At 46.0% G+C, this 13,032-nt stretch carries 11 protein-coding genes; all 11 read right to left on the bottom strand.

Features of this window, described 5'->3' with window-relative positions; all coding sequences use genetic code 11:
• Window positions 1-273: 273 nt before the first annotated feature.
• The 11 genes from ccsA to DWZ67_RS13625 all read right to left on the bottom strand — a co-directional run bounded on the left by ccsA (window position 274) and on the right by DWZ67_RS13625 (window position 12,929).
• Complete coding sequence (ccsA, locus tag DWZ67_RS13675) at window positions 274-2,325, bottom strand: cytochrome c biogenesis protein CcsA (RefSeq protein WP_057088476.1); 2,052 nt, start codon at window positions 2,323-2,325, stop codon at window positions 274-276.
• Window positions 2,326-2,353: 28 nt separating this feature from the next.
• Window positions 2,354-3,508, bottom strand: a complete 1,155-nt coding sequence (locus DWZ67_RS13670) for a Rid family hydrolase (RefSeq protein WP_005835334.1) — start codon at window positions 3,506-3,508, stop codon at window positions 2,354-2,356.
• Between the two features lie 65 nt (window positions 3,509-3,573).
• Window positions 3,574-4,290 (bottom strand): hypothetical protein, encoded by a 717-nt coding sequence (locus tag DWZ67_RS13665; RefSeq protein ID WP_005835332.1) that lies wholly within the window; start codon window positions 4,288-4,290, stop codon window positions 3,574-3,576.
• A 24-nt stretch (window positions 4,291-4,314) separates the two neighbouring features.
• Window positions 4,315-5,526 carry a porin gene (locus DWZ67_RS13660; protein ID WP_120139092.1) on the bottom strand — a complete coding sequence of 404 codons (1,212 nt, stop codon included), beginning with the start codon at window positions 5,524-5,526 and terminating at the stop codon, window positions 4,315-4,317.
• 29 nt (window positions 5,527-5,555) lie between these two features.
• Window positions 5,556-6,989 carry a di-heme oxidoredictase family protein gene (locus tag DWZ67_RS13655; RefSeq protein ID WP_034523352.1) on the bottom strand — a complete coding sequence of 478 codons (1,434 nt, stop codon included), beginning with the start codon at window positions 6,987-6,989 and terminating at the stop codon, window positions 5,556-5,558.
• Between the two features lie 109 nt (window positions 6,990-7,098).
• Window positions 7,099-8,250, bottom strand: a complete 1,152-nt coding sequence (locus DWZ67_RS13650) for an imelysin family protein (protein ID WP_005835328.1) — start codon at window positions 8,248-8,250, stop codon at window positions 7,099-7,101.
• 29 nt (window positions 8,251-8,279) lie between these two features.
• Window positions 8,280-9,662 (bottom strand): hypothetical protein, encoded by a 1,383-nt coding sequence (locus DWZ67_RS13645; protein WP_120139090.1) that lies wholly within the window; start codon window positions 9,660-9,662, stop codon window positions 8,280-8,282.
• 179 nt (window positions 9,663-9,841) lie between these two features.
• Entirely contained in the window at window positions 9,842-10,300 is a 459-nt protein-coding gene (locus DWZ67_RS13640) for a hypothetical protein (RefSeq protein WP_009037112.1), read from the bottom strand.
• A 25-nt stretch (window positions 10,301-10,325) separates the two neighbouring features.
• Complete coding sequence (locus DWZ67_RS13635) at window positions 10,326-10,535, bottom strand: hypothetical protein (RefSeq protein ID WP_005835322.1); 210 nt, start codon at window positions 10,533-10,535, stop codon at window positions 10,326-10,328.
• A 66-nt stretch (window positions 10,536-10,601) separates the two neighbouring features.
• Window positions 10,602-11,960, bottom strand: coding sequence for an alpha/beta fold hydrolase (locus DWZ67_RS13630; RefSeq protein WP_034528833.1), 1,359 nt, complete (start codon window positions 11,958-11,960; stop codon window positions 10,602-10,604).
• A gap of 12 nt (window positions 11,961-11,972) precedes the next feature.
• A complete protein-coding gene (locus DWZ67_RS13625; protein WP_120139088.1) occupies window positions 11,973-12,929 on the bottom strand; it encodes an SPFH domain-containing protein in 957 nt (318 codons plus the stop codon).
• Window positions 12,930-13,032 lie beyond the last annotated feature (103 nt).

Genomic DNA, 13,032 nt, shown 5'->3' with positions numbered 1-13,032 from the left:
CTCCCCATCCTATGACTCTTTATGCCCCACAAGTATCCTTATCCAACCTTACCCACAGTATCCGTCACGCCATACACAAATCCCCGCTTCACGATATCACATCGGGAAGCGGGGATCCTTTTATCTTCATAAAAGTGGTTACGTAATTATGACTAACTAATTCATTCAAATCTGATGTTGCAAAGATAAGGCATCGGCAGACAGTACGCAATCACTTAAATTAGGTATAATAAAACAAGTCAGTCATCATAAATAGGTAGAACCACCCACAAATCAGGCATTGGCATAGCTGTGCATTCCTCCAAGGATGTAGTTCACCCCGAAATAGGTCATCAGGACTGTCAGAAAGGCGGCAACCATATAGATATGGAAGAATAACGGACTGCGGAAAATGCGCAGGCTGCGCGCATGGAACGCCGCTCCATAAACCATAAAGGTAATCAGCGCCCATACTTCCTTCGGGTCCCAAGCCCAATAACGCCCCCAAGAAGCATTGGCCCAAACCGCACCCAGAAAAATGCCGGCTCCCAAAAAGAAAACGGCGGGATAAAGCAGCAATCGGCTGAGCAGCATCAACATCCGGGCTGAACGGCGAAGACACAATGCCAGTATGCCGTTCAGCATCATAAAGGCAAACAAAGCATAAGACATCATTATCAACGACACATGCGTACTGAGCCACGGAGAAACGAGCACGGGTATCAAGGGAGTGATTTGGGGATTCATCTGTCCCAAATAGGACACCAGTAAGGCAAAACCGGACAGCAAAAAACCGAAAGGCACCATAAACGGGAAGCGCCGCCGAAACAGACAAGCCAGGAACAGCGCACACAATGCCATGAACTGCATCGTTTCGTATCCATTACCCAACGGGATACGCCCGCCGATGTACCACCTCAGACCATACCCGAAGAGCTGAAAGAGAAACGCCGCATAAAGAGAAAACGGGAAAAAAGTATCTGCCAAACGCGAAGAGAAAGAGAGCGCTACAATCCTACCGGAAGAGTCTGACAATGCCGACGAACGGCGCAGGCCGCGATACAGCAGACGGAAGAAAGCCAGCATCCCCACCGTAAGGTTGAACATGAACAGCAATTTGCTGAAAGGAATACGGTTATACAGCAATTCGGCTTGTATTTTAGTATCGGAAACAGGCTCCACACTCCCGTCTTCCGGCAAAGGACGAATCAATGTACCATTTTGGAGCATCAAAATCAGTCCCACCTTTTCATCCGCCTCTACAATGGCCTTTTCCAGAGAAGTCATTTTCTGATGATGGTCTTGCTTCCCCTTCCAGAACTTCTGCAAGCGATACTTCTCACCGTCGAACAAATCAGCCAGACATGCATAAGGTGTCTCCAAATGAAGCAGGCGACGGAGTGCCTCGTTTTTGATATAAATCATCGGCTCATTCTGCCAAACCTCCGGACGCAGAAGCCATCCGCCAATCACCTGCTCCGGCGTCATGCCTCCATAAGACAATTTTCCCGTCAGTTTCAGTACAAAATCGCGCGCAAGGGTATTGAAAGGAACCACACGGTCATTATAAATCACCTGCTTACGGGCAAGACTATCCGCCTGCTTGCGTGCCAGTGCCGGAAGGCTTCTCTTCTGCGCATGTACCCCACTTCCCAGACACAGCAACAATAGGACAAACATTCCTCCCTTCTTCAACAACGGATGCCTCAGCAGCCTGCGGAACTCTCCACCCCGGCTGACCAGCATCCAGAGCATGGAGACACCTAACAAGAGGTATCCACTATAGGTAATCCCTATCCCCCACGGGTCATAATTCACTGTCAGCCAGCTCCCCTGCATATCCTCATCAAAGGAAGACTGATAAAAGCGGAGCCCCTGCCGTGAAAGAATACGGTTCATGGAGACGGGCGTCTCACCGTGAATATAGCTGATATAATCTGCAGGAGCATCCGTACCCGGATAGTACTCAATCCGGAAACTGTCCAGACGTAAGGTGAACGGTAACTCTACAACCTGCCTGCCGTCTTGTTCCAAAAAGCAGTTCACCTCACTGCCGACAGTAAGATGCACATATCCTTTCCGGCCACAAAGAAACGTAGTCATGGCTCCCGCCAAAATCACGAGGAAGGAGCCATGCAACAACAACGTCGGGAGACACCGCCACAACCGCTGTCTTACAAGCACAACAACAGTCATCGCAGCAAGGGCTCCCCACAAACAACAGAACCAAATCGTATGATAAACATGCTTTTCTACAAAATCCGTACTGTATGTCTGCTCTACAAACGTAGTTGCAGCAAGTAAGAGCAGCAAACAACCATAAACAGCTATGAGAAACTTTTTCAATTAAGAGCTATCAATTAAAAGTAAAAAATCAATATGGAGCAAACTCCTTGTTTTCTAAAGACTTGACTCCCATACATTCCATCTCTATCAGCCAACCCGGACGACATACGGGAGCATATACAAACACTCTCGGAGTATCCGGAAAACGCTCGTCATACATTCCTTTGACCACGGTATAGTCTGCAACATCCCGCAGATAAACAATCATCTGTCCTAAATCATCAAACGTACAGCCAGCCTCTTTCAACAAAGCCTCCACATTCTCCCACATACGTTCCGTCTGCTTGCGAATGTCTCCGGGACATACCACCTCACCTTTATTATTGATGCTCGCAGTACCCGAAATAAACACCTGGCGACGGTCGCCATAATCCACATACGTACCTCGCTCGAAACTCACACCGTATTCGTATGTGGGATTCAGATGTGTCGGTGCGTAAAGGTAGTGAATTTGTTCAGATTTCAAACCATCTACAGCATAAGTATCCATCTGAACCGTCACTTTTGGGTCGGCATGACGGCCACCGATACCGGTACTGGAAATATAATGAGTCTTCTCCGTCAAGTCCTGGGTAACAAACACCTCATTACGCGCCTTCACCACTCCGGCATAATTCACATCCACGTTCTGTACAAAGAACCAGGTACGTATGCAATTATCAGCCAGCTTACAGCCCTGTTCCATCAGCTGCATCACATAGTCATTCAACAGCAGACGGGTCTGGTATTCCGAATTGGCAGCACGATTGAAAGAGCCGCCTCCCCAAAGGTGACGGTAGGCGCCATGTCTCACTTCGAACAATCCGTTATGAAGCACCTGTGTTTCTACACCTTTCTGCAGATAGACCCACAGTGCAATCTTTGTACCGTTCAACGGCGGCTGCTCTACCACGGAGAGTGCACAATCCGAACATTCTGCCGAAAGCGCCAGTAGCATATCTGCCTGATTGGCGGCGTCACTTAGAAAGTAGCGTTTAAAGATGGCAACAGCACCTTGTAGTTCACTTTCACGCAGTTGGCAGTAAGTGTCGACCACCGCATTCAGCTGTTCTTCATAAGTCGCTTCCGGTCTGGTGGCATGAATCATTACATGATATTCCGAAACACCCGCTTCTACCTCATATTTAAAGATTTCGGTTAAGGTATTCTCCAATTGATTAGTTTGTTGTTGTTTATTTTTCATATTAAATATCAATTAGTCGTTGTTGTTCAAAAAAGTACCGGTATTACCAGTAAGGCCCATCATTATTACTGCTGTGCACCATCGTCAATCCAGTTGCCAATCAAAGACTGCATATCAGATGAGGTTATCATCTGAGAATGGTCTATACGCCAATCCGAGCTGATGTCCGTACCCAATATGAGATGCAAGACACTTTCTGACGCATTGCCGGGCATAACCCTCATTTTACCGTCCACCGTCGTTGAAGCCCGGTTGACCAGATCAGCATGGCTATGTCCTTCCAGCAGATTCAAGCCACCACCCGGAGTGGTGCTAAGACCATGGCAAGCCGTACAAGTGGCATTGAATATTTTTTGTTGAATGGCATTGTACATACTTGCATCAACTGTTCCTGCATCCATAAGTATAGTATCAGCGATTTCAGTACATTCCATTGCCACCAAACTGACAATGCGCTTCCTCAACTTATTGATTACACATAGCTCGACAGTTGTCACCTCATCCGTTATGCCGGACATTGTCAACTGGATTTCATCATTATCCGATTCGGATGCCGGAACAACCTTTGAAACAATGGCATAATCGCTTTCATCATCAAATCCTGCCACTACCACACTATAGTCGCCCGACCACTTATCCACACCACTAATCCGGCCTGTCATCTTCACTGTGCGTCCTTCACCCGTGGCCACAACGGCATTCTCATAAATTCTCCCCTCATCGCATGCATGCAGACCTATAAGAAGCACGGGCAGAAAAAAGAAAAGAATGTATTTTTTCATAGACGAATCCTTTCCTGACTTCATTTAGAATGTATATTGAAGCATCACCGTGGCAGAGTGAGTGGCCAGACCTAAATTATCATTATCACGGTCGAGCTGCGTGTCGTGTCCCCAACGGGCTACATACTGATACATTGCCTGCAATTTCAAGTTGCATCCTCTGAAAAAGTAGTTCATACCTACAGCAGGCATATTCAGGAAACCGTCGTCATCCGTACCGTTACGATTGAAGATATCGTAGCGTGCGGCAAGCTGTAGGCGGGGAGCGACAAAGTAACCACCTTGCACATAACCGCCTAAAAAGCTATACGATTCATTTATCTTTTGCCGTTTGGTGAAACCTACATTCATATAATAAGCTTCAGCCGCCAGATAGAGCTTGTTCTTCAACATGGCAAATTCCACCCCCACACGGGTATCATTGGTACTCTCATTTTCACTCTCCACATTGATAGAACCCGAAAGACCGAATAATATCTTATCCTCGTTCAAACGGTTAGGATTACCTTGTGTGGAAGGCATCACCCCCTTGGGCATATAAGTCAGACGTCCGGCATACAGCAATGAAGGGATATGCCAGTCATCACTCATCGTCTTTGAAGCTGTATTCACGGAAGCTCCGGTTCCATTGAACAAGCCGACTTCATAACCGAACTTATCTGCCACCAGACCGTGAATTTCAACACCCAAGTCAAATCCCGTACCGATATTAGGCGTCACGGCATTCAACGAATAAGGCAAAATTACAGAAGACGTCAGAGAAACCGGCAACTGGGGAAGCAGTGTTTCGCCAAGAGTTGTCAGATAGGCATGCGAGAATGGAGTCTTGAACTTTCCGACACGAATCGCAAATTGTTTTTTCAGCTGTACATCAAACCACGCCTGCTGTAACAGCGCTCCTCCACTTGCAGCAGCATTGATGGACAGATTGAAAGCTACTTTTCCAAAAGCCTTGCCAGTAAAGCCAAGTACGGCATAAGGAATGGAAAAACCCGAATTGGCAATATTATCTTGGTTATAAGCCTTATCCAAGCCTTCATCATCATACCAATTGAAATTAGCACTCGTTTGTACCAACAGATAAGGCTTGAAAACAAAGTCACCTTTCTTTGTTTCAATGGTAAAACCTTCTCTTCCGGCCAATGACACTACACCATTCTCCGTATCTTCCTCATGTTGCGCCATAGCGGTCAAAGGCAAAACAGCCAGCATGGCAACATATAAAAATTTCTTCATAATTACTTTTTATATAAAGCTTATTAGTTCTAAAGTGAATTTAAAAATGCAATCAGGGCATCACGGTCATCCTTGCTCATGTTCTTAAAGAGATTTTTCGATGCTTCTCCCTCTCCCCCATGCCACATTATGGCTTCAACAAGATTGCGGGCACGGCCATCGTGCAAGAAGTAGGTATGTCCGTTTACCTTTTCCTGAAGCCCGATACCCCAAAGCGGAGTAGTGCGCCATTCATTGCCACGCGCCAACCCACTTACATAGTTATCATTCAGACCGACTCCCATAATTTCGGAGCCCATATCATGCAGCAAAAAATCCGAATAGGGGTGAATTGTCTGACTTCCCAACCATGGCAAACGGGTACCGTTCAACAGCACGGAGCCCCGAGGCTTGGTATGCAACGTGGTGACATGGCAAAGATGGCACTTGGCTTTATAGAAATTCTGTTCTCCCCTTATCACCTGCGGGTCATTCACATTACGCCGTGCAGGAACACCAAGACTCTGCATATACAAGTCAACATCTTCCATATCTTCTGTAGAAACATCCAACTGGGCATAAGAAAGCCCCATCATGCTGCCTTGATTCACCTGGGCCTGCCCCTCGCATATCTCTTCCGGATAGCGGCTATTGGTAACACCCATATCACTTGAAAAACCAAGTTCAACAGTCAAATCCGCATGTTGAGCCTTATTTCCCGACAGCCCCAAGCTTCTCACACCACGTTCGGTAATGTAATTGCAACGGCCACTTATACCATACTCCGGATAATTACTTTTTGCAGCAAGCGCTTCAATCTCCGTAGGTTCCAAAGCCATCATTTGCCCCATACCGACATGTCTCAACGGGATACGCACCGTACAGAACATATCTTCAGGCTTTATACTGTCAGCATACCATTCGGATATGGAATAAGCCGGTCTGCAAAGTTCATACTTCTCTCCGTCGGGAAAGGTAAAAGTCTCATAAGTATACTCCACAGAAAGCTTTCCCTCCGGTTTCACTCCATAAATGGCCTGGTCATGGAGAACACGGCCATAATCCTGAAAAAACGCACCATTCTTGCGGCTTATATAAACCAGCATCGAGGAAAACCCGTAACTACCCGATCCGCCTTCACTCCACAGCGTCGGTTTGGTACGGCCGGCATTACGATGACAACTGCCACAAGAATACCCCGCATAGACCGGGCCAAGCCCCCCTCCCATGCCATTGCTACTCGTACGCACATCATCGTAAAGCCCGTCACCATCATTAAAGCGACTGTTGTAAACACCCGACACCCAATCTGCCGGTGAATCATAGGCCTTGGATGAATTCATGAAGATTGTGGACGTTCCGGCAGACAGAGCGTATCCTTCAGGAATCTCTATATCCAACACGTCAATCCCATCATCATCACAAGCAGTCAAACCTGCCGACAAACAAAGGAGAAGACATGAATATCTCATTAAATGATTCATCATCTTTATCTACTTTTTAATAATGGCATATCCAAACATGCCAAAGAAGTAAAGGCAGGATTCTCCAAATCCCCCCCTTTACTTCTTGAGTATTGTTTATAAATAATTCTTATTTAACTGTACGAGGCTTGCCATCCTTGAAAAGCAGGAATTCTAAAGTATGGAATCCGCGTACATTTTGGGCAGATTCAACTTTTGCATCATCATCACCCTCGCTCCATTCCAAATCGCCCCATTTCTGGGAATTCAGAATCTGGACAATGGCGTTCTGGTCCAAAGGCCAACTATCCATATTCGGGTCAAGCCCCAGCTCATCCACTGGCCCAAATAGGAACGCCTCACTTTCCTCCCAAGGTTCACGGGCTGTTATCCAAGCATTGCATGCCGTCTCAAAAGCACTGTTAGAGGGATTGTTGGCAAGAGCCACCACAGCGTCATACAGCGTACTATTCTTCTCCTTCAAATCCTTATAGGTAGGCAAAACCACAACATTGACATAATTTTCAACAATCGGGTCAAGTGCTTCATTGCTGTTAATGGTGCTATTGTCCCTGATATAAGGTTTCAACTCCTTATCCAATACACTTTCCAGTTCTTCACAAGCCTTGATAGCCGCTACCGTTTCCTGACTGTTGATATTATTACGGAAAGGTTGGGGAATAGCCTGAATAGCCGATGCTGCCGTAGTGATAGCTGCCGACACTTTCGTATCCAACTCCGCATTGGCTCCAGCCACCAATTTTGAAATTGACTTGTCGCTCACCTTACCGTCCAAAGAGCCGTAATAGGCATTGCGGATTGAGTAAATATTATTGGTATAATCATCACGGGAATGCCAGCTATACCATGACTCAACAGCATAGAGGGCCTCTGTAACATTGTTTGCCATATATTTATTATATGGATCACCAATCTTCGTCTCACCTACCTCATTGGAGATTTCAACACAACCGTCGATAACCTGCTCTATACAGTTCCAGGCACTTGAAAAGTTATAGGCACCATTATGAGCTTTGAAGGAAGTTGCAAAACTTGCCCCACCCTTATAACTCGTATTCCAAGAATCATAAAGATTGGTGGCATCTGTCTTCAACAAAGCCGCCACATTTCTCATGTAGTTGTGCCAACTTGCCGCATTCTCCGAATTATACTCAATGTCAGCAGGATTAACTGTACTGTTGTCATCATCATCGCTACAAGCAGTAGCCGTAAATGCCAGCCCTAATACCAAAGCTGTCGCATAAAAGAAATTTTTCTTCATCTGTATAAAATTAATTGATTACTATTCATCTACTTCTTGACAAACCAACCGATATAGGCAATACCGATCGAAAACTCATTTTCACTATTATACTTACCAGTTCCGAAAACCTTGTTTGTTCCGATTTGGCGGGTGGTGTAATCAGCCTTTACCACCAGATTAGGCAAGGCATACCAATTCAATCCAGCAGTCCACATGCTTACTTGACAACGTTTCTCCATTATCTGGCTAGCCTCTCCCTTTTCTTGCGGATTATAATATTCATAACGTGCAAAGGGGTAGATAACCGGAACTTTCCTGTTTCCTTTGAAGAAAGCGCTGATATTCAAACCGGCCTCGGCTGCATAACTGACTACATTCTTTGCAATGGGGGTTATACGGCTGTAAGGAGATTTATTCGACAATTTGGTATTTGCCTCACTAAGCTTCGCTGAATTGCCCAAATTTCCGTATACCATATTGGCACGGGCAATCACATATTTATTACGGTATTGGGCATCTGCCGTGTAGATTCTTACCGGAATCTTACCGGTAGACGAATAAGTATCCGCTTTGTCAGAATTGGAACCGGCATCAGCGCAGTAATAAAACGAAGCGCCTATACGCAACCCCGGAACCCCCTTGTAGTCCAGACGAGCCACATAGCCCGGTGAAGTAAAGTTGTCTTCTTCAAAGATGCCTTGTTTGCCACTTGCTATCCAGGTGTTACGGTCAAAACCATTGGCATTCAGACCGGCCACTATCATGGCTTGATAATCAAAGCTGGCATATCCTTTTCCAAAAGAACCAAAAAACTCGAGTCCGTTTTCATGCCACGTAGAAGGAAGGATGGTTGTCTCTCCTTCCGGCCGATAAGTTCCAAAGAAATTGATTGGTTCATGATGGGCGTTGGTCAATCCTACCGGGACAATGACGTGACCGGCACGTATGTTGAATTGTGGAACAATTAAACAGGTAATGTGGAATTGCTCGATAGCCACTTCGCCACCCTTTTCCACCTCCGTTTCATACTCACCGTTTTCCGTATTCTCAAGTTCATAAGCAGTACCCGTACCACCGGATTCAAACTCGATTTCAGCACCGAGTATCCATTTGGAATTGAACTTGTAATCCAGAGCCAACACGAAACGGGGTATAGAAATTGTATTCCTATGTTTGTCTGGATTGCCTTCAGGCGCACCATAGAAACGGTTAATACCATAATCCTTAAAACTTGCAACCATTTCTCCGTATCCACCGAAACGGAATTTCTTGTAGTTGTCGCCATCATTCGCTACTTTTTCCTTTTTCTCTTTGTCTGTTGAAATTTCCGTACTCTCTGCTGCAGAAGTAACTTTTTCAGGTTCAGCAGCCTGCAAAGCATTGGCAGAAAGCAGAAAACATAAAACGAATAAGCCTGTTAATTTTCTCATCTTTTATCTTAAATTTTATTGGGGCAAAGGTAGAGGTAGTTAAAAAGGAGAACAATACCTAAAAATTACGAAAAGAAGAGAAAGAGTAACCATTAGTAGGTAATGGCAGATTTATAACAACAAATAAAGATGAGAAAGGAGGGTAAGTGGTAAAAAGGACTATTAAACAGACTGTAAGGCTACTTATATTTAAACGCCAGTATATAGTACCCTATAAATGCCACCCCCAACAAAACAAACGAGACAAGGAGCAGGAGTTTGCCGAATGCATAATACAAGCCCCAAACACTGCCCAAAAGCACTAACAACAGAATGATGTTCATCACCCGGGTAAGGCGTATGGCAAACAAATATTGAACAGCCGCATTGCGCTCGGTGACCCGAATAGGGAAATTGATGAAACGGACGGGAAGATACGCCAATCCCCCCATCAAAAGGAAACAGAAAATGGAACAGCCACCCATCACCCAGACGGCGGGCAGCAGGGCACCTTCTCTTTGGGTATACAGCCAGTAAATGCTAATCCACGTAACGAGCACGATAAGCAGGGCCGTACCTTCCAGAATACGGTCAATCACAGTGGGTTGAAAACGGACATTAGGGCAATTCTTGCCGGAATAAGGACCAAGATTAATCATACTATCTGCGATTTAGAATCTGTTATTACGAATCCTCCTCTGCTTTCTCTTCAGACGGAGGAGGATTCTTGGACTTCTTCATCCGCCCACTCTTCCGCAATGCTTCAGCGATAATCCACTGAAGCTGTCCATTGGTACTACGGAACTCGTCGGCTGCCCATTTTTCAATGGCATCCATCGTTGCAGCATCCACACGGAGGACAAAGCTTTTGGTTGAAGTTTCTTTTTTAGCCACTATTTATTTACTATTTAACAATTTACGATTTACGATTGAAGTTACTTTGATATAACCAAGTACCAATCAAAGAGTATTCTGCTTGCCCCGCACGAAGGAGGCAATGTCATCCATAACATATGCTGGGACGGGCGAAGCATGGCTATACTCAAACGGAGTCGCCTTGCCGCTACCTTCCTGCAACAAGTGATTCAATTTCGGATAAGATTTGAAATATGCATTCTTGCAGCGCAACAAACCGGAACGCCATAAACCGAAGTCTTCCATAGTCACCTGATAATCTCTCTCCCCTTGAAGAACAAATATAGGCAGCTTTAGTTTAGCGGCAACTTCCACCGGTTTGTAAGCATTGGCAAACAGCCAATATGAGCGGGGCTGCCCCAATGGCAAGGAAATCGTTTCATCAAACTCTTCCGTACCAAGCTTTTTGACATTAGCCAACTGTTGTTTCAGCTCATCAAGTTGAACCTTTACATTGACTGAAGAATCCGTCAAAGAAGAGGTATAATAAAACTGTTCCTCAAGAGCATCTTCAAGCGATCTTGCCAGTCCGGCAAGGATAATGATACCTGCCAAACCTTTCGAACGCCCGGCAATACGGGGAGCCAATGTACCTCCCAGGCTGTGCCCCAACACATACACACTGTCAGGAGCCAGCTCGGGCAAAGCCCTTACCTGCTCCACTATGGCAACGGCATCGTCCACGGCCTCAGTATCATAATCGAGTTCGCGACCGGCAGGAACGCAAGCCGCACCATATGCCTTTGTCCGTTTTTCATAGCGGACGACAGCAATGCCGCGTTTCGCCAATCCCCAGGCAAGGTCACGGAAAGGCTTGTTGGGACCTATCGTCTCGTCACGGTCGTGAGGACCGGAACCATGTACCAAAATAACACAAGGAACCCTGCATGCATCCGGACCGACTGCCCGCTTGGGCAAAGTCAACGTTCCGGGAAGCTTGTAGCCGTCGGCTCCCAGCGTAATATCCCTTTCATCCATCTTTGTCTTGTCATAGGCTACCGGTTGGGCAGTGCTGGCAGCAGGCGCAGGTACCAATCGGATTGTGTTCAGCGCCCCGTCAGCATCAAAAGCCACCAGAAAGCGGAGATTATAGCGTTCAAACTCCACATCGGAATAATAGATAGTAATTCCCTGGGCAGAATCGGTCTTCCATTCTCCTTTTGATATGGATTTACCGAACATTTTCTCCGCCTGCCGGAAAGAATCATTGAAGAGTGCCGGAGCCAGCTTCTCCTGCAACTCCCGGTTCAATGCCGCATGGATACTGTCACCTTGCCCTGCCACAAACAATTCATAAATGTGCTGCGCGCGCGCAGTATTCGCATCTTGTGCAAAGCCCCCATATACATTGCCCAGCAAGAGCAGTATAAGAGCCCATCGTCCTATAACCCCCATCTCTTTCATCCGTATCCTTTATCAATGGTTCAACGTTCCCGTATTGACTACCGGTTGTGCAGCCTCGTCCGCACAAAGCACTACCAACAGATTGCTGACCATTGCTGCTTTCTTGTCTTCGTCCAGTTCAACAATTTCTTCTTCAGAAAGTTTATGGAGCGCCATTTTTACCATAGAGACTGCCCCTTCCACAATCTTCTCGCGTGCCGTAATGATGGCGGATGCTTGCTGGCGACGCAGCATCACAGCGGCAATTTCGGGCGCATACGCCAGATAGTTGATGCGGGCTTCCACCACTTCCATACCCGCCATGGCCAGGCGTTCATTCAGTTTCTGCTCCAGCTGTTCATTGATTTCCTCACCGCCCGAACGAAGTGTCAACTCTTCCGTATCAGCCTCATTATCATCATAGGCATACTGACCGGCAACTTGACGAAGAGCGGCATCACTCTGTATCATGACGAAGTTCTCGAACGCATTCATACGATTGGCCACCGCATTGCCAAGACTGACCTGGTTGGCATTACCCGCTGTCGGAGCGGATGCAGCCATTGTTTGTGAATCAATCTCAAACATGGCTTTATAAGTATCTTTCAACTTCCACACCAATACCAATCCTATAAGTATGGGATTGCCAATCTTATCATTCACCTTTATCGGCTCCACATCCAGATTGCGTGCACGAAGCGAAAGCTTCTTCTTATTAAGAAAAGGGTTTACCCAGAAAAAGCCGGTCTCCTTGAACGTCCCTTTATATTTGCCAAAGAACACCATGGCACGCGCCTCGTTCGGCTCCAGCTCCATATAGCCGGCAAACAGAATGAACCATACCAAACACAAACACACCGAAAGGATCAAGGTAGGCACAGAAATGAGGAATCCAAAGATTATCACCGCCGTAAGCACTACCAAATGAAGGAACAAGGCCAGAAAGCCATTCATCTTGAAACCACTGAAACCACACTCTTTTGTTTCCATATTCTATAAATTTAATTGATATCATAATGATATCACAAATATATCAATTAAAATTAGAGAAGTACAAAGAAACAAGGGAGTTAACATATAGTATTAAGGATTA

Origin of the sequence: Bacteroides sp. AF34-31BH (assembly GCF_003602795.1) — a bacterium.
Lineage (GTDB): Bacteria > Bacteroidota > Bacteroidia > Bacteroidales > Bacteroidaceae > Bacteroides > Bacteroides uniformis.
This window is presented reverse-complemented; position numbering and strand designations above follow the sequence as displayed.